Annotated in this window: 13 protein-coding genes and 1 pseudogene; 2 read left to right on the forward strand and 12 right to left on the reverse strand. The window is 69.6% G+C overall.

Annotation, left to right across the window (positions count from 1 at the left end; translation table 11 throughout):
- Window positions 1-203 precede the first annotated feature (203 nt).
- Entirely contained in the window at window positions 204-2,024 is a 1,821-nt protein-coding gene (locus tag SJH88_RS15450; RefSeq protein ID WP_274755006.1) for a chorismate-binding protein, read from the forward strand.
- A 290-nt stretch (window positions 2,025-2,314) separates the two neighbouring features.
- Here SJH88_RS15450 and cobA read toward each other — a convergent pair whose 3' ends face one another.
- The 6 genes and pseudogenes from cobA to SJH88_RS15480 all read right to left on the reverse strand — a co-directional run bounded on the left by cobA (window position 2,315) and on the right by SJH88_RS15480 (window position 10,252).
- Window positions 2,315-3,136 (reverse strand): uroporphyrinogen-III C-methyltransferase, encoded by an 822-nt coding sequence (cobA, locus tag SJH88_RS15455; protein WP_274755007.1) that lies wholly within the window; start codon window positions 3,134-3,136, stop codon window positions 2,315-2,317.
- Entirely contained in the window at window positions 3,133-4,056 is a 924-nt protein-coding gene (ybiB, locus tag SJH88_RS15460) for a DNA-binding protein YbiB (RefSeq protein WP_274755008.1), read from the reverse strand. Before ybiB ends, cobA begins: the two co-directional genes overlap by 4 nt.
- A 14-nt stretch (window positions 4,057-4,070) precedes the next feature.
- The gene (locus tag SJH88_RS15465) at window positions 4,071-6,896 is read right to left on the reverse strand and encodes a nitrate reductase (RefSeq protein WP_274755009.1); all 2,826 of its coding nucleotides are present in this window, start codon (window positions 6,894-6,896) and stop codon (window positions 4,071-4,073) included.
- Between the two features lie 63 nt (window positions 6,897-6,959).
- Entirely contained in the window at window positions 6,960-7,346 is a 387-nt protein-coding gene (gene nirD / locus SJH88_RS15470) for a nitrite reductase small subunit NirD (RefSeq protein WP_270148828.1), read from the reverse strand.
- Window positions 7,347-7,410: 64 nt separating this feature from the next.
- A pseudogene (gene nirB, locus SJH88_RS15475) lies at window positions 7,411-9,902 on the reverse strand (nitrite reductase large subunit NirB).
- A 215-nt stretch (window positions 9,903-10,117) separates the two neighbouring features.
- Complete coding sequence (locus tag SJH88_RS15480; protein ID WP_274755010.1) at window positions 10,118-10,252, reverse strand: hypothetical protein; 135 nt, start codon at window positions 10,250-10,252, stop codon at window positions 10,118-10,120.
- 81 nt (window positions 10,253-10,333) lie between these two features.
- Here SJH88_RS15480 and SJH88_RS15485 point away from each other — a divergent pair, with 81 nt between their 5' ends.
- A complete protein-coding gene (locus tag SJH88_RS15485) occupies window positions 10,334-10,774 on the forward strand; it encodes a CBS domain-containing protein (protein WP_274755011.1) in 441 nt (146 codons plus the stop codon).
- A gap of 220 nt (window positions 10,775-10,994) precedes the next feature.
- Here the strand turns inward: SJH88_RS15485 and SJH88_RS15490 are convergent, their stop codons facing one another.
- The 6 genes from SJH88_RS15490 to SJH88_RS15515 form a co-directional block, all read right to left on the reverse strand.
- Window positions 10,995-11,807 carry an ABC transporter ATP-binding protein gene (locus SJH88_RS15490; RefSeq protein ID WP_043384218.1) on the reverse strand — a complete coding sequence of 271 codons (813 nt, stop codon included), beginning with the start codon at window positions 11,805-11,807 and terminating at the stop codon, window positions 10,995-10,997.
- Window positions 11,804-12,748 (reverse strand): nitrate ABC transporter permease, encoded by a 945-nt coding sequence (gene ntrB / locus SJH88_RS15495; RefSeq protein WP_274755012.1) that lies wholly within the window; start codon window positions 12,746-12,748, stop codon window positions 11,804-11,806. The genes SJH88_RS15490 and ntrB overlap by 4 nt, the downstream gene beginning before the upstream one ends.
- 26 nt (window positions 12,749-12,774) lie before the next feature.
- Entirely contained in the window at window positions 12,775-14,043 is a 1,269-nt protein-coding gene (locus SJH88_RS15500) for a CmpA/NrtA family ABC transporter substrate-binding protein (protein WP_043384212.1), read from the reverse strand.
- Between the two features lie 324 nt (window positions 14,044-14,367).
- Window positions 14,368-15,639, reverse strand: coding sequence for a nitrate regulatory protein (locus tag SJH88_RS15505; RefSeq protein ID WP_274755013.1), 1,272 nt, complete (start codon window positions 15,637-15,639; stop codon window positions 14,368-14,370).
- Window positions 15,640-15,715: 76 nt separating this feature from the next.
- Complete coding sequence (locus SJH88_RS15510; protein WP_274755014.1) at window positions 15,716-16,075, reverse strand: 5-carboxymethyl-2-hydroxymuconate Delta-isomerase; 360 nt, start codon at window positions 16,073-16,075, stop codon at window positions 15,716-15,718.
- A 37-nt stretch (window positions 16,076-16,112) separates the two neighbouring features.
- On the reverse strand, window positions 16,113-16,652 hold a 540-nt coding region (locus SJH88_RS15515; protein WP_274755015.1), incomplete at its 5' end, for an aminotransferase class I/II-fold pyridoxal phosphate-dependent enzyme.

Here is a 16,652-nt window from a genome sequence, read left to right on the forward strand (position 1 = left end):
CTCCGCCGTCCCGGTGTGGGTCGGGCAGGGGCGCCGCCCAGGCGGTGGGTGCCCCTGCCGCCCGGCGTCGCGGCGCCACGGTTCAATGCTGCGCATGAAAGTTGATAGCTGCCTGCGCATGCATAGCAATGGTTGCAGGCTGTTTGGTGGTGTATTTCCATGCCGACGGCCGGGCCAGCAGCCGGGCCGCTATGCTTCGCCGCATGAGTGCGCATTTTTCGTTCCCGGCCCAGATCGACCTGGGCCAGCCCTTGCAGGGCGACACCGCCCGCCTGCAGGCCCGCTTGCAGGCCCCGTTGCGCGTGCTGCAGGCCCACCTCCTGGCCGAGGTGGGGCCGCTGCTGGAACGGGTGGAACAGGCCGCGCGCGAGGGCCACTGGTGTGTGGGCGGCCTGCGCTATGAAGCCGCCAGCGGCCTGCGCCCCGAGCTGGACACGGCCCCGGCCGAGGAGGGCCCGCTGGCCTGGTTTGCCGTCTACCCCGCACTGCAGGCCGATGCCCCGGCCACGCCCGCGCCCGCACCTGCCGAGGCGCCCAGCCTGCCGACGCTGGACTGGCTGCCCGACCTGGACCGCACCGCTTTCGCCGCCGGTCTGCAGGCCATCCATGCCGGCATTGCCACCGGCCAGTACTACCAGATCAACTACACCCAGCAGCTGCGCGCGGAGGCCGCACGCCCTGTGGAGGGCGCGGCGCTGTTTGCCGCGCTGCAGCAGGCACAGCCCAGCGGCTATGCGCTGTACCTGGACATGGGCGGCGAGCAGGTGGCCTCGGTCTCGCCCGAACTGTTTTTCGACTGGCACCAGCCCGCCACGGGCAGCGGCCCCATCCTGACCCGCCCGATGAAGGGCACGGCCGCGCGCGGCGCCACGCCGCAGCAGGATGCGGCCCAGGCGCAGCACCTGCAGACCGCGGCCAAGGAGCGGGCCGAGAACGTGATGATCGTGGACCTGCTGCGCAACGACCTGGGGCAGATCGCCGAGGTCGGCTCGGTCGAGGTGCCGCAGCTGTTTGCCGTGCAGGCCCTGCCCAGCGTCTGGCAGATGACCTCCGATGTGCGCGCCCGCCTGCCCCAGGGCACCGGCCTGCGCGAGGTGTTCACCGCGCTGTTTCCCTGCGGCTCGGTCACCGGGGCGCCCAAGCGCTCGGCCATGGCCGCCATCGCCCAGCTGGAGCCCGCGCCGCGCGGCTGGTACTGCGGCGCCCTGGGCGTGGTGCGGCCCGACGGGGCCGGCGGACTCCGTGCCACCTTCAATGTGCCGATCCGCACGGTGGTGGTGCAGGGCCGTGCGCTGCGCTGTGGCATCGGCAGCGGCATCACCGCCGATGCCACCGAACCCGGCGAGTGGGCCGAGTGGCGCGCCAAGCGCGCCTTTGTGGAGCGCGTGAGCAGGGCGTTCGACCTGATCGAAACCCTGGCGCTGGAGGACGGACGCTTTCGCCACCTGGGCCTGCACCTGCAGCGCATGCAGGCCGCGGCGGCGCACTTTGGCTATCCCTGGAGCGAGGCCGCCCTGCAGCTGACCCTGCAGCAGGTGCAGGACACCCACCCCAGCGGCCTGTGGCGCGTGCGCCTGCAACTGGGCCGCGATGGCCTGTATGCCAGCCAGGCCGTGGTCTGCCCGCCGTCACCGCCGCAGGCCTATCTGCAGCTGGCGCCCGAGCCGCTGGCCGAGGCGCACGGCGAATTCGTGCGCTTCAAGACCACGCGCCGCGCGCACTACGAGCGCTGGGCCCCCAAGGACACCCACATCTTTGACACCATCCTGTGGAACGAGGCCGGTGAAATCACCGAAGGCACGCGCGGCAATGTGGCCGCCTTGATCGACGGGCAGTGGGTCACGCCGGCACTGGCCTGCGGCCTGCTCAACGGCGTGGGCCGCCAGGTGGCACTGGCCGAGGGCCGGGTGGTGGAAGGTGTGATCCACCGTGACGACCTGCACCGGGTGCAGCAGTGGGCCTTCATCAACAGCCTGCGCGGCTGGGTGGACTGCCAGATGGTGGGCACGGCCCCCGCGCGCTAGCCGGTCGGCGCTTGGGTGGCACCGGCCGGGTTGTGCCGGCCTACCTGCCGGAGCAACACGGGCCAGTTTTCAAGCGTTTTGGCCGTCCGGCGCTGATGCAGTCAGTGCGGAGTGCTTAGGTTTTGGTAGCGTGCAGGGCGCAATTCCGGGAAGGACCGGTGGTCGCCGGCCCTGGCTGTCACGCCCAATGCCCGCTGCATCCATCGCAGCGTTCCGGTCACGAAGGCTGTAACAGGCGTAGGGCGCGTGCTTCGATGGGAGTGAGCCCGCGCCCAGGCGCCCTTCTGGGTTCAGCATCCACCGCAGCTGCGCAGCGCCACGGTTTGCATGGCATCCGTAGGCAGCGCCCAGGCGGCCACGCCACGCACCACATCACCGATCACCAGCACGCTGGGGCTGCCCAGGGCCTCGTCCGCCAGGGTGGCGGGCAATTGCGCCAGGGTGGTGATGGCATGGCGCTGTTGGGGCAGGCTGGCGTGCTGGATGATGGCCGCCGGGGTGTCGCCGGGCAGGCCGCCGGCCTGCAGTTCCTGCGCCATGTCGGCCGCGCCGCTGACGCCCATGTAGACCACCAGGGTCAGCTTGGCGGCCTGGGCCGTGACGGCCAGCTGGCGCCAGTCCGTGCCGGCATCGCCGGGCTTGGCGTGGCCGGTGATGAACACCACGCCGTGGGCGTGGTCGCGGTGGGTCAGCGGCGCGCCCAGGGCGGTCAGGCCGGCCAGGCCGGCGGTGATGCCGTTGATCACCTGCACCTCGACCCCGGCGGCACGCAGGTGTTCCACCTCCTCACCGCCCCGGCCAAAGATGAAGGGGTCGCCCCCCTTGAGGCGCACCACGTTCTCGCCCTCGCGCACGGCCAGCAGCATGAGTTTTTCGATGAAGGCCTGGGGCGTGCTCTTGCAGCCACCGCGCTTGCCCACGTCGATGATGCGGGCCGTGGGCGCGGCATGGGCGACGATGGCGGGCGACACCAGGTCGTCCACCAGCAGCACGGTGGCGGCCTGGATGGCTTTGAGGGCCTTGAGGGTCAGCAGCTCCGGATCGCCGGGGCCGGCCCCCACCAGGGTGCAGCGGCCCGTGGCGGGCAGGGTGAAGGTGGCATCGGTGCTCATGGCTGTTCTCCTGGGGGAATTTGGCGCGCCAGCTGGCAGATGTGCACGACCTGCCGGGCAATGGCCTCGGGGACAGGAAGGCTTCCTGCCAGCACCTGGCGCGTGTAGTCGGCGGTGCTGGCCACGTCGATGGCGGTGGGCAGGCCGTCGATCTGGCTGGCCGTGCCGGGCTGCTGCTCGTCCAGCACCTGGTGCACGCCGGCCACAAAGCCGTCGTAGCGCGGCAGGCGGCGCGGGTCGGCCACGACCTCGCCCTCCAGCCCGCGCGACAGCAGGGCGTACAGGCCCAGGCCCTCGCAGGTGGCGCGCAGCGTGTCCAGGTACTCGGGGTGGGTGTAGCTGCTGACGATCAGGGCCGGACCGGCGCAGGGGTTCATCAGCTTGACCACGCTGTGGCCCGGGTTGCGCAGGCCAATGACGGCGCGCGTGGCCAGCAGGCGGGCCAGCCCGGGATGCAGCAGGTCGGTGGCGATGTGGGCCACCTGGCCGGGCGCCACGGCGCCGGGCGTGGTCTGGGCCGGGATGTTCAGGGCCTCAAGCACGTCCGAGGCCAGCACGCGCCGGGCCTCGGTGCGCTGGCCGTGCAGCAGCACGGGCAGCCCTTCGCGCGCCAGCAGCAGGGCCAGCAGCGGCGTCAGCACCGGCAGCCGCCGCGCGCCGTTGTAGCTGGGCAGCACCACCACGTGCTGGGGGCCGGCCGGCACGGTGTGCAGGCGGGCGTGCACGGCATCCAGGAAGCCGCACATCTCCTCGGCGGTCTCGCCCTTGATGCGCATGGCGATGCAGAAGGCGCCGACCTCCAGGTCGCTGACCTGGCCGTCCAGCACCTGGCCGAACAGGTCCTGGGCCTGGTGGCGGTCCAGGGCCTTGGCGCCGCGCGCACCGCGGCCGATTTCCTTGAGGTAGTGGCTGATGGGCATGGCAAGACCTCCGTTCAGGCGCTGTGGGCCGCGTGCTGCTGCACCATCTGGCGCAGCCGGGGCAGGCAGGAGCCGCATTCGGTGCCGCAGCGCAGCGCGTCCTGCAATTGGGGCACGGAGTGCAGGCCGCTGTCCAGGGCCTGGGTGATTGCCTGTTCGTTCACGCCCAGGCAGGTGCAGACCAGGGCGACGGGCGCGGCGGGCAGGCCCTGGGCGGGGGGCGCCTGAGGGCGCAGCAGGGCGTGGCCCGGCAGGGACAGCGGCTGCGCGCTGTGCAGCAGCGGCAGCAGCCAGTGCCCGGCATCGGAGGGGCCGCACAGCACCAGGGCCTGCAGCCAGGTCTGCTGCTGCGCATGCTGCAGCACCAGGCTGCGGCGGTGCTGGCGCTGGGCATCGGCATAGCGCAGCACTTCGGCCCCTTCCAGGCCCAGCAGGGCATGGACCTGCTGCACCAGGGCCGCATCGGGCGGTGTGGCCCTGGCCGCGCGCAGCAGCACCCCCTGGCGTGCGGGACTGCTGGGTGCACCCGGCGCGGCAAACGGCACGCAGCTGGCAAAGTCCCACTGCGGCAGCAGGGCCGCCAGGGCCTGGCGCACGGCCAGCAGGCGCTCTTCGGGCAGCCAGGCCGCGGCCAGCAATTGCCAGGGCAGCTCCACCGCCTGAACGCTGACGGCGGCGTGCTTGAGCTCCGGTTGCTTGGACTGGGGGCAGAACGCCGGCGTGGTCACGGTGTTCACGCCGCCCACGGCCTGGCCGTCGCGGCTGTGTCCGCCCAGGTATTCGCTGCCCCAGTGCATGGGCAGGTAGACCTGGGACAGGCCCAGGCCGGCATCGGCCTGCACCGGCACGACCAGCTGGCCGTGGCGGCTGCGCACGGCGACCAGCTGGCCGGGCTGCAGGCGCTGGCGCTCCATGTCCTGCGGGTGCATCTGCAGCGCGGGCTCGGGCGCGTGGGCCATCAGGCGGGCCAGCTGGCCGGTGCGGCTCATGCCATGCCACTGGTCGCGCAGGCGGCCGGTGTTCAGGCTGAAGGGAAAGCGGGCGCTGCGCGGTTCGGCCACGGGCTGCCAGGGTTGGGCGGCAAAGCGGGCGCGGCCATCGGCCGTGGGGAAGACGCCCTCGGCATACAGGCGGGCCTGGCCTTGCTGCGCGCCTTCGGGCAGCGGCCACTGCTGCGGTCCGGCGCGGTCCAGCAGTGCCCAGGACAGGCCGGTGATGTCCAGGTCGCGCCCGCGGGTGCTGGCGCGGTGCTCGTTCCAGATCTGCTCGGCGCCTGCTGCGGCGTTGCTGGTGTCATAGGCAAACAGGCTGGGCCGACCGGGGCGCAGGCGGGCCTCCAGGCGCTGGGCGATTTGCGTCGCAATCTGCCAGTCGTGCCGGGCCTGGCCCAGCGGGGGCACGGCGGCGCGCACGCGGGAGATGCGGCGTTCGCTGTTGGTGACGGTGCCCAGCTTCTCGCCCCAGGTGCTGGCGGGCAGCAGCAGGTCGGCGTAGGCGGCGGTGGCAGTGGTGGCGAAGGCGTCCTGCAGGATCACGAACTCCGCCCGCTGCAGCGCGCGGCGCACGGTGGCTTGGTCCGGCAGGCTGTGGGCCGGGTTGGTGCAGGAAATCCACAGGGTCTTGATCTGGCCGTCGGCCGCAGCCTCAAACAGTTCGATGGCGGTCTTGCCGGGCTGGGCGGGCACATCGTCCACGCCCCACAGGGTGGCCACCTCGGCCCGGTGATCGGGGTTGGCCAGGTCGCGGTGGGCGCTGAGCAGGTTGGCCATGCCGCCCACTTCACGCCCGCCCATGGCATTGGGCTGGCCGGTCAGCGACAGCGGGCCGGCGCCCGGCTTGCCGATCTGGCCCGTGGCCAGGTGCAGGTTGATCAGTGCGGCGTTCTTGGCCGTGCCGCTGCTGCTCTGGTTCAGGCCCTGGCAGTACAGGCTGAGCGTGGGCGCGCGCTGCGGCCCGTCGCTGGCCGCACCGCCCAGCGCAAACCAGCGCGCGGCCTGCAGCAGGTCCGCCGCGCTCAGGCCGCAGTCGCGCGCCACACGCTCGGGCGTGGCTTCGCGCACCAGGGCCTTGAGGGCGTCGAAGCCGGTGGTGTGGCGTTCGATGTAGCCGCTGTCGATCCAACCTTCCCACAGCATGGCGTGCAGCATGCCGTGGAACAGGCGCACATCGCTGCCGGGCTGCGGGGGCAGGAACAGGTCGGCGATCTCGGCAGTCTCGGTGCGGCGCGGGTCGGCGACGATGATCTTGAGCGCCGGGTTGGCGGCCTTGGCGTCCTCGATGCGCCGAAACAGCACGGGGTGGGCCCAGGCCGTGTTGCTGCCGGTGATGAACAGGCAGCCTGCGTGCTGCAGGTCGTCGTAGCAGGCCGGGGGCGCGTCGGCCCCCAGCGTGGCCTTGTAGCCGGCGACGGCGCTGCTCATGCACAGGCGCGAGTTGGTGTCCAGGTTGTTGGTGCCCAGCAGCCCCTTGGTCAGCTTGTTGAAGACGTAGTAGTCCTCGGTCAGCAACTGGCCGCTGGCGTAGACGGCCACTGCATCCGGGCCGTGCTGCTGCACGGTGTCGGCGATGCGCGTGGCGGCGAGATGAAGCGCCGCCTCCCACGCCAGGGGCTGGGGCGTGGCACCGCGCTGGGTGCGCTGCAGCGGCTGCAGCAAGCGGGTCTGCGGGGCCAGCGCAGCAGCGGCGGTCAGGTGCAGGCTGTTGCCCTTGCTGCACAGTCGGCCGAAGTTGGCGGGGTGGTCCGGGTCGCCGCGCACGCCGGTGATCTGCGCCCCCTCGGACTGGATGATCACGCCGCAGCCGACGCCGCAGTACGGGCAGGTGGAACGGGTTTCAGTCATGGCGAAAATTTCTAGTGTTTGAGGGCTTTGACGCAGGCGGGGCGGGCGCAGGCAGCTATGGTTTCAGGCAGCAGGTGCGCAGCGGCGCGCCGGCCCGGCGATGGGGCGTGCCAGGTCGGTGGCCTTGGTGGCCAGCTCGGCCGCATCCAGGTAGACCATGCCGTCCTGCACCTGCACGGCAAAGCCGGGGGTGCAGCCTTCGTCGGGCGCGGCGGCCTGGCCGTCGCACAGGCCGATGGTCCAGTTGTGCATGGGACAGGCCACGCTGCGGCCGAAGACGATGCCCTGCGACAGCGGACCGCCCTTGTGCGGGCAGCGGTCCAGCAGGGCGAAGACTTCGTTGTCTGCATTGCGGAACAGGGCCACGTCCAGCCCCTGGGGGCGGGCGACGCGGCGGGCGCCGAGGACCGGGATGTCGTCGACGGCACAGATGGCTTGCCAGGTGGTCATAGCTATTCCTTTGGGAGCTGTTAGCGCTCGTGGGTATTGGGCTGGATGGCGATTGGGTGCTGCATCACACCGTGACGACCTGGCCCGCGGGCAGGGCCGGAACGATGGGAATCACGCGCTGGAACTGGCGCGCATCGACATGCGCCTTGTCCAGCTCGAACCAGGGGTCGGGCTCGCCATCCAGGGCGAACTGCAGCTGGGCCCACAGGGCCTGGCGGCCGGCCGCGTCGTCCAGGATGCGGCGCTTGACGTAGTCCAGGCCCACGCGGTGCACGTAGTGCACGGTGCGCTCCAGGTACCAGCCTTCCAGGCGGTACAGCTGCATGAAGGCGCCCGTGTACTCCAGCACCTCCTCGGCGGTCTTGAGCTTGGTGAAGAAATGCGCCACCTCGGTCTTGATGCCGCCGTTGCCGGCAATGTGCATCTCCCAGCCGCTGTCCACGCCGATGATGCCCACGTCCTTGATGCCCGATTCCGCGCAGTTGCGCGGGCAGCCGCTGACGGCGAACTTCACCTTGTGCGGGGCGTACATGCGCCACATGGCGCGCTCCAGGTCCTTGCCCAGCTGGTGCTGTCCTGCGTGCCCATGCGGCACCATTCGCTGCCCACGCAGGTCTTCACCGTGCGCAGCGCCTTGGCATAGGCGTGGCCGCTGGGCATGCCGATGTCGTTCCACACCGCCTGCAGGTCTTCCTTCTTCACGCCCAGCAGGTCGATGCGCTGGCCGCCCGTGACCTTGACGGTGGGGATCTGGTACTTGTCCACCGCATCGGCGATGCGGCGCAGCTCGCTGGCCGTGGTTTCGCCGCCCCACATGCGCGGGATCACGCTGTAGGTGCCATCTTTCTGGATGTTGGCGTGGCTGCGCTCGTTGATGGCGCGGCTTTGCGGGTCATCCTGGGCCTCCTTGGGCCAGGTGCTGACCAGGTAGTAGTTCACGGCCGGGCGGCAGGTCGCACAGCCATTGGGCGTGCGCCATTCCAGGTGGCGGAAGACCGCGTCCGTGGTCAGCAGGTGGTGCTGGGCGATGGCCTCGCGCACCGCCTGGTGGCCGTGGCTGGTGCAGCCGCACACGGCCTTGGTCTTGGGCGTGGCGGAGTAGTCGCCGCCGGCGGTGAACATGATGATCTGCTCCACCAGCCCGGTGCACGAGCCGCAGCTGGCGCTGGCCTTGGTGTGCTTGCGCACCTCGTCCAGCGTGAACAGGCCTTTTTCCTGGATGGCCTTGCAGATGGCGCCCTTGGTCACGCCGTTGCAGCCGCAGACCTCGTCGCTGTCGGCCATGGCCGAGGCCTTGCTGTGCCCTTCGTGGCCGGTGTCGCCGATGTTGGACTCGCCGAACATCAGCCGGTCGCGCAGGTCGGCGATGGAGCGGCCCTCGCGCAGCAGCTTGAAGTACCAGCTGCCGTCCACCGTGTCGCCATACAGGCAGGCGCCGACCAGCTTGTCGTTCTGAATCACCAGTTTCTTGTAGACGCCGCCGCCGGGGGCAGAGGGGTCGCGCAGCACGATTTCTTCCGTGTCCGCACCGCCCTGGAAGTTGCCGGCCGAAAACAGGTCGATGCCGGTGACCTTGAGCTTGGTGGAGGTCAGCGAGCCCTGGTAGCGCCCGATGCCCCATTCGGCCAGGTGGTTGGCCAGCACCTTGCCCTGCTCGAACAGCGGGGCCACCAGGCCATAGGCCACGCCGCGGTGGGCGGCGCATTCGCCCACGGCGTAGATGCGCGGGTCGGTCACGGTCTGCAGCGTGTCGCTGACCACGATGCCGCGGTCCACATGCAGGTGCATGCGCTGCGCCAGCGCGGTGCTGGGGCGGATGCCCACGGCCATCACCACCAGGTCGGCCGGCACCTCGCTGCCATCCTTGAAGCGCACGGCGCGCACGCGGCCGCCCTCGCCCGCCAGCAGTTCCTGGGTCTGGGCCTGCATCAGAAACTGCATGCCGCGCTCGGCCAGCGACTGCTGCAGCATGCGGCCGGCCACATCGTCGAGTTGGCGCTCCATCAGCCATTCGTTGGCGTGCACCACCGTCACCTGCATGCCGCGCTTCATCAGGCCGTTGGCGGCCTCCAGCCCCAGCAGGCCGCCGCCGATGACCACGGCGTGGCGGTAGCGGCTGGCCGCGTCGATCATGGCCTGGGTGTCGGCAATGTCGCGGTAAGCCAGCACGCCCTGCAGGTCGTGCCCCGGAATCGGCAGGATGAAGGGGTTGGAGCCCGTGGCCAGCACCAGGCGGTCATAGGGTGCGCTGACCTGGCGGCCTTCGGCATCCACGCCGTGCACCAGGCGGCGCACGCGGTCGACCTCGGTCACCGTGACCCCGGCATGCAGGGTGATGCCGTGCTCCTGGTACCAGGCCCAGTCGTTGAGCACGATCTCGTCGAGCGTCTGCTCGCCCGCCAGCACGGGCGACAGCAGGATGCGGTTGTAGTTGGGATGGGGTTCGGCGCCGAAGACGGTGATCTCGTACAGATCGGGTGCGATCTTCAGCAGCTCTTCCAGGGCGCGCACACCGGCCATGCCGTTGCCCACCAGCACCAGTTGGGATTTTTTCATCGTGCCCCCAAGGCAGTTCGCCAAACAAAAAGGCGTCCACACGCGGGGCGGGCCAAAGGCCTGCTGCGTGGGGACGCCGTCGTCCTGCGAGACTGGTGCACCGTTGCACGCGCCCCGCACGCGGCCTGCATCGGCCGCAGGCTAGCTATGCAAGCCGCGTGCCAGGATGGCGGGCACCGCGTTGCTTCTCCAGGGACGTGGCGCAGGTGCTCTCGTCAGGGGGCGCCTGGGCTGGCGGCCCGCACGCCGGGCTGCGCCGCGCTGGGGCAGGGCTGCACCATGCTGGGGGCGCTGAGCGCCGGTGTACCCAGCACGGCCCAGGGGCAAGCGCCGGTGGACGACAGGGACATGGGGATAAAGCCCGGTTGCATGGCGCCCCCGGATGGGCTGAAATGGTTTTTCACATCTGTGTTTTTGCCGGGAGCTGTTCCATGACCACTGTTGCAGAGATCCTCAAGTCCAAGACCTCCAGCCTGGTGTTTGCCATCGCCCCGACCGCGACGGTCTATGAGGCCCTGCGCCTGATGGCCGAGCAGGGCATCGGCTCGCTGCTGGTGAAGAACGGCGAGACCATCGTCGGCATCTTCACGGAGCGCGACTATGCGCGCAAGATTGCCCTGATGGGGCGCACTTCGGCGCAGACGCGGGTGAGTGACGTGATGACCACGTCGGTGCTGTTCGTGCAGCCCAGCCAGACCAGCCAGGAGTGCATGCAGCTCATGACCAGCAAGCGCCTGCGCCACTTGCCCGTGGTGGACAAGGGTCAGCTGGTGGGCCTGGTCTCCATCGGGGACTTGGTCAAGGACATCATTTCCGAGCAGAAATTCATCATCGAGCAGCTCGAGCACTACATCAACGGCGGCGGCCGCTAGGCCGGGAAAGGCCCCCTGCGCGGCGGGGCTGCTCCCCCTTCTCTCGGATGGCTGCGCAATTCGGCAAAGGCGACGCCGCCAGCGCGGTGGTCCTGCGCTTGCGCGGCGGCCCTGCTCTGGTTCTGGGGCACGCCGGTTTTGTGCGCCGTGCGACGAAAGGCGGGGAGACAAAAAAGCCCCGACGGCATGCCGTCAGGGCCTGGGCAGGGTGATGGCCGGGTCAGGCGGCCTTTTCGACGTGCCCCTGGCGCGTGTAGAGGAAGTCGATCACGGCCTTGCGGCAGCGCTGGTACTCGCGGTCCTCGGCCAGGGCGACCCGCTGGCGCGGGCGGGCCAGGGGCACGTGCAGCACTTCGCCGATGGTGGCGGCCGGCCCGTTGGTCATCATCACGATCTTGTCGGACAGCAGCACGGCCTCGTCCACGTCATGGGTCACCATGACCACCGTGCTGTGCGTGCGTGCCACGATCTCCAGCAGCTCGTCCTGCAGCTTGGCGCGCGTCAGGGCGTCCAGCGCGCCGAAGGGCTCGTCCATCAGCAGCACCTGGGGTTCCATGGACAGGGCGCGGGCAATGCCCACGCGCTGCTTCATGCCACCCGAGATCTCGCCGGGGCGTTTCTGCGCCGCATGGCCCAGGCCGACCAGTTCCAGGGCCGCATCGGTGCGCGCCTTGAGCTGGGCCTTGCTCTCCTTGGCGCCAAACACGCGCTCCACCGCCAGGTGCACATTGCCCCAGCAGGTCAACCAGGGCAGCAGCGAGTGGTTCTGGAAGACCACGGCGCGCTCGGGCCCCGGGCCCTTGATCTCCTTGTTGGCGCACAGCAGGGCGCCGGCGGTGGGCGTGGTCAGTCCGGCGATCAGGTTCAGCAGCGTGGACTTGCCGCAGCCCGAGTGGCCGATGAGGCTGACGAACTCGCCCTTGGCAATCTGCAGGTGGATGCCCTGCAGCGCGGGAAACAGGCCCTTGGCGGTCTTGAAGGTCTGCTCCACGCCCTGGATCTCGAGGTACTTGGTGGACAGCGATGCGTTCATGATTTCACCTCTTCGAACGTGAAGGCCGAAGCCAGCTTGACCAGGGCCCACTCCAGCAGCAGGCCGACGATGCCGATCACAAAGATGGCAATGATGATGTTCTTGACGTTGAGGTTGTTCCATTCGTCCCAGACCCAGAAGCCAATCCCCACGCCGCCGGTCAGCATCTCGGCCGCCACGATGACCAGCCAAGCCGTGCCCACGGCCAGGCGCACGCCGGTCAGCAGGTAGGGCAGCACGGCGGGAAAGAGGATGGTGGTGGCGATCTTCCACTCCGACAGGTTCAGCACCCGCGCCACGTTCATGTAGTCCTGGGGTACGCGCTGCACACCGACGGCGGTGTTGATGACCATGGGCCAGATGGAGCAGATGAAGATGGTCCAGATGGCGGCCGGGTTGGCGCCCTTGAACACCAACAGGCCGATGGGCAACCAGGCCAGGGGCGAGACCGGGCGCAGCAGGCTGATCAGCGGGTTGACCATGCGCGACAGGAAGCTGAAACGCCCGATCACAAAGCCCAGCGGAATGCCGACCAGCGCCGCCAGGCCAAAGCCCAGGGCCACGCGCTGCAGCGAGGCCAGCACGTTCCAGCCCACGCCCTGGTCGTTGGGGCCGTTGCGGTAGAAGGGATCGCTGAAGACCTCGACGGCCTGGGCCCAGGTGGCCTGCGGGCCGGGGATGGACTGGCCGGTGCTGCTGGCCACCACGGACCACAGGCCGATCAGCAGCGCCAGGCCCAGGGCCGGTGGCAAGGCCCAGGCCAGCAGGGCCTCCAGCCGCCTGCGTGCGCCGGGCCGGGCGGGTGCGGCGGTGGATGTCAAGGGTTTTTCGGCTTTGGACAAGGTGCTGCCTGCGCTGGTAGCTATGGATTTGGGGGTGGTGTGCAGGGCGTCGCCGGGGGCGGAACGCTCACGCGGGGAGTGGAAGACGGCGCTGACCATGGGGGTTCTCCGTTAGCGTGGTGGCCTCAGGCCTTGATCTTGAAACTGTCGGCGTACTGGGCGGGGTTCTTGCCATCCCACACCACACCGTCCATGAGCTTGCTGCTGCGCATCGCGTCCTTGGGTACGGCCACCTTGAGTTGGCTGGCCGCCTGGGTGTACAGGTCGATGCGGTTGATCTGCTTGGCCACGGCCAGATAGTCGGGGTGGCTCTTGAGCAGGCCCCAGCGCTTGTGCTGCGTCAGGAACCACATGCCATCACTCAGGTAGGGGAAGTTCACCGCCCCGTCGTTGAAGAATTTCATGTGGTGGGGGTCGTCCCAGGTCTTGCCCAGACCGTTCTGGTAACGCCCCAGGATGCGCTGGTTGATGGCGTCCACGCTGGTGTTGATGTAGGACTTCTGGGCCACGGTTTCGGCCATCTTCAGCTTGTTCTGCAGGCTGGCGTCGATCCAGCGGCCGGCCTCCAGGATGGCCATGATCACGGCGCGGCAGGTGTTGGGGTACTGGTTGGCAAAGTCCCCGGTGGCGCCCAGCACCTTCTCGGGGTGGTCCTTCCAGATGTCCTGCGTGGTGTTGGCGGTGATGCCGATGCCGTCCATGATGGCGCGGTGGTTCCAGGGTTCACCCACACAGAAGCCGTCCATGTTGCCCACGCGCATGTTGGCCACCATCTGTGGCGGCGGCACGGTGATCAGCTTGGCGCCCGACAGCGGGTTGATGCCGGCGGCTGCCAGCCAGTAGTGCATCCACATGGCATGGGTGCCTGTGGGGAAGGTGCCGGCAAAGGTGTAGTCGCGCGGGTTCTGGGCCATGGCCTTGGCCAGGCTGGGGCCGTCCACGGCGCCCTTGTCGGCCAGGGCCTTGGACAGGGTGATGGCCTGGCCATTCTGGTTCAGGCCCATGAGCACGGCCATGTCCTTCTTGGGGCCTCCCACGCCCAGGTGCAGGCCATAGACCAGGCCGTAGAGCACATGGGCAAAGTCCAGCTCGCCATTGACCAGCTTGTCGCGCACGCCGGCCCAGCTGGCTTCCTTGCTGGGGACGATGGTGACACCGTACTTCTTGTCCAGCCCCAGCACCGAGGCCATGACCACGCTGGCGCAGTCGGTCAGCGGGATGAAGCCGATGCGGACCTCTTTCTTTTCCGGAGCGTCGGAGCCAGCGGCCCAGACGCCACCATGGCCCAGCTGGGTGAACAGGGCGGTGCCTGCCGCCGCCCCTGCGGCCTGGCGCAGGAACTGGCGGCGCGAGGCCTGGGGATCGGCGGGGCGGTGTGGGGCGAGCTGTGCCATGGAGGGCTCCTTGAATGCGTGGGCAAAACCGAAAGACGGTCCCGCCAAGCACAACGGCGTCCCGATCCTTCCTGCAGGCAGGGGATGGGGACGCCGTTGTCCATAGGGGGGAATGGGTGGATCCCTGGCCGCCTTTGGCCGAGATTCGCCAAGCAAGAAGCAGAAACTGTGCCAGCTGCCACTGGCCCTGGATGTCCCAGGCAGGGCGGTCCCGTGCAGCCCATGCGGTTGCTGCAATGCAGCAAAGTGGTGCCGAAGCAGCCTGTTTTTGGTGCGTGGCCGCCCGCATGCCCCGTGTGCGCGGGGCCACAGGCCCTGCCGGGCTCAGCTGGCGTGGCCGGGCAGGGGCAGCAGGTCGGCCATGGCCAGCATGGCCTCGGCCACGTCGATGAGGCGGCGGTTCTGGTTCATCGCCGTCTGGCGCAGTAGCTTGTGGGCCTCGGCCTCGCTCATGCCGCGGTGGGTCATCAGCAGGCCCTTGGCGCGCTCTACGGTCTTGCGCTCGGTCAGCGCTGTGCGCACGGTCTCCAGCTCATGGTGCATGGCCTGCAGGCGCAGCGACTGCTCCTGCACCAGGGCCATCACGGACTGGCCCAGCTGGGGCGCGTAGTCGGTGCCGGGGCGCAGCACCAGGCTGGTGTTGGAGGTGCTGAAGAAGTCCGGCAGGGCCCCGGCCGCGTCGCTGGCGCTGTGCAGCATGCTTTGCGGGTGGGCCAGGGCCGCCTGGGCGGCCTGCAGCTGGGTGTGGCAGCGCTGCAGCAGCTCGTCGGCCAGCGTGGTCTCGATCTCGTACATGGTGTCCATGCGCAAGGTGCAGGCGTCAAACCAGATTTCGCCCAGCTCCATGTCCAGCGGAGCGTCGGCGGGTGAGGTGCAGCCGATGCGGCGCAGCCGCTCGATGGTGGTCAGGTGGGGGCTGTGCATGCAGGCGGCCTGCCACAGGGCCAGCGGGGTGGCGGGGGCGCATTCGGCAAAGACCTGCAGGCAGCGCTCCTGCGAGTCGATCAGGTGCAGCCAGTGCTGCTGGCGGGTGGCGGTGCTGGTGCCGCTGCTGAAGACCGTGGCGCCGGTGGCGCGTTCCTGGCCGGCCAGCTCCTTGCCCTGCATGAAGTGCAGCATGGCAATCAGCAGGCGCGAGATGTCGGGGTGGGTGGCGCTGTCGGCGGCCTCGAAGACCACGGCCAGCAGGCCAGCGATCAGGCGGATGTAGGCCTGGGTGGCGGCATCGGGGCTGAGGTCCAGCGCGGCGATGCGGGCGCGCAGCGCCGGCAGTGCATCCAGCCCCTGCAGCACATAGGCAATGTGGTTGCACAGGCGGGCGCCATGGCTGCCGCGCAGCGCCTGCAGGTCCAGGGTGTCCAACACGCTGCGCAAGGAACGTGCGCTGTGCGTGCTGGCCTGGACCTGGGTGTGCAGGGCCTGACGGGCGCGCTGGCCGTGGCTGGCCAGCAGGATGTTGGACAGGCCGCGCTCTTTCTGCAGTGCATGGATCAACTCGCCCAGCTGGCGCACCAGGGTGCTGGTGCGCTGCAGCCGGTGCAGTTCGTCAATTTCGCATTGCCGGGCGGCAATCAGGTAGTGCAGGGCAGTGGACATGGTGGTCACGGCAGGGCGTCGGTGCCTGCTGCCATGCAAATCGCATGCCGTCCTGCTGCGGCGGCCCGGGCAGGGCTTAGAGCTTGCCCTTGAAGTAGCTGGGCTTGTCCATGTCCACGATGTCCACGCTCAACTGCACTTCCAGGCCGGCTTGCGCAGGAATCACGGATTTCAGCACCGCGGCGATGCGGTCGGACAGCTCTTTCTTGACTTCGGCCGTGCGACCGGCCATCAGGCGCAGTTCGACGTGGGCGAAGGCGCGGCCGGCGCTGTTCAGGCCGATGCGGTAGTTGCTCACCTGGGCGATGCGGGTCTTGACATCGGCCTCGTCGCTGACGGTGGGGTGGCCGCAGACGGTGGCGTTCAGCGCTTCCATCAGGGCGGCTTCGTTCAGGCCTTGCAGGTTGTCGGTGTATTCCACATACATATGGGGCATGGTGTGTCTCCTGGAATTGAGGGGCAAAAGTTGGCGCTCATTGTGCCTCGGCGACAAGCCCCCGATCGGCCAAGGCCTGCAAGGCATCCACGAGGGCGGCCACATCCGCGGCCGTGTGCGCGGCCGACAGGGCGATGCGCAGGCGCGCCGTGCCCGCCGGCACGGTGGGCGGGCGGATGGCGGGCACCCACAGGCCGCGCTGGCGCAGGCCCTCCATCAGCGCCAGGGCGGCGCCGTTGTCGCCGATGACCAGGGCCTGGATGGGGGTGTCCGAGGGCAGCAGGCGCCAGCCGGTGCGCGCCAGCAGCGGCTGCAGCCCCGTGCGCAACTGCTGGATGCGGGCTTGCAGCTGGGCACGCAGGGCATCACCGTCTGCGATGACCCGCAGGCTGGCCTGCAGCGCGCGTGCCAGCAGGGCCGGCGCGGCCGTGGCGAAGGTGTAGCTGCGCGTGGTCTGCAGCAGCCATTCGATCAGGTCTTCGCTGCCGGCCACCAGCCCGCCGGCCGCGCCGGCGGCCTTGCTCAGCGTGGCCATGTACAGCACGCGCGGGCTGGCGTGGGCGCCGTCAGTCCCGCG

It is taken from the genome of Comamonas sp. GCA5 (assembly GCF_036541385.1).
GTDB lineage: Bacteria > Pseudomonadota > Gammaproteobacteria > Burkholderiales > Burkholderiaceae_C > Comamonas > Comamonas aquatica.

Bases quoted from the DNA above. Each gene is read 5' to 3' on its own strand.
- SJH88_RS15450 (WP_274755006.1), top strand. From the start codon at position 204: ATGAGTGCGCATTTTTCGTTCCCGGCCCAGATCGACCTGGGCCAGCCC.
- SJH88_RS15485 (WP_274755011.1), top strand. From the start codon at position 10,334: ATGACCACTGTTGCAGAGATCCTCAAGTCCAAGACCTCCAGCCTGGTG.
- SJH88_RS15510 (WP_274755014.1), bottom strand. From the start codon at position 16,075: ATGCCCCATATGTATGTGGAATACACCGACAACCTGCAAGGCCTGAAC.
- SJH88_RS15480 (WP_274755010.1), bottom strand. From the start codon at position 10,252: ATGTCCCTGTCGTCCACCGGCGCTTGCCCCTGGGCCGTGCTGGGTACA.
- SJH88_RS15500 (WP_043384212.1), bottom strand. From the start codon at position 14,043: ATGGCACAGCTCGCCCCACACCGCCCCGCCGATCCCCAGGCCTCGCGC.
- ybiB (WP_274755008.1), bottom strand. From the start codon at position 4,056: ATGCCCATCAGCCACTACCTCAAGGAAATCGGCCGCGGTGCGCGCGGC.
- SJH88_RS15465 (WP_274755009.1), bottom strand. From the start codon at position 6,896: ATGACTGAAACCCGTTCCACCTGCCCGTACTGCGGCGTCGGCTGCGGC.
- nirD (WP_270148828.1), bottom strand. From the start codon at position 7,346: ATGACCACCTGGCAAGCCATCTGTGCCGTCGACGACATCCCGGTCCTC.
- ntrB (WP_274755012.1), bottom strand. From the start codon at position 12,748: ATGGTCAGCGCCGTCTTCCACTCCCCGCGTGAGCGTTCCGCCCCCGGC.
- SJH88_RS15505 (WP_274755013.1), bottom strand. From the start codon at position 15,639: ATGTCCACTGCCCTGCACTACCTGATTGCCGCCCGGCAATGCGAAATT.
- cobA (WP_274755007.1), bottom strand. From the start codon at position 3,136: ATGAGCACCGATGCCACCTTCACCCTGCCCGCCACGGGCCGCTGCACC.
- SJH88_RS15490 (WP_043384218.1), bottom strand. From the start codon at position 11,807: ATGAACGCATCGCTGTCCACCAAGTACCTCGAGATCCAGGGCGTGGAG.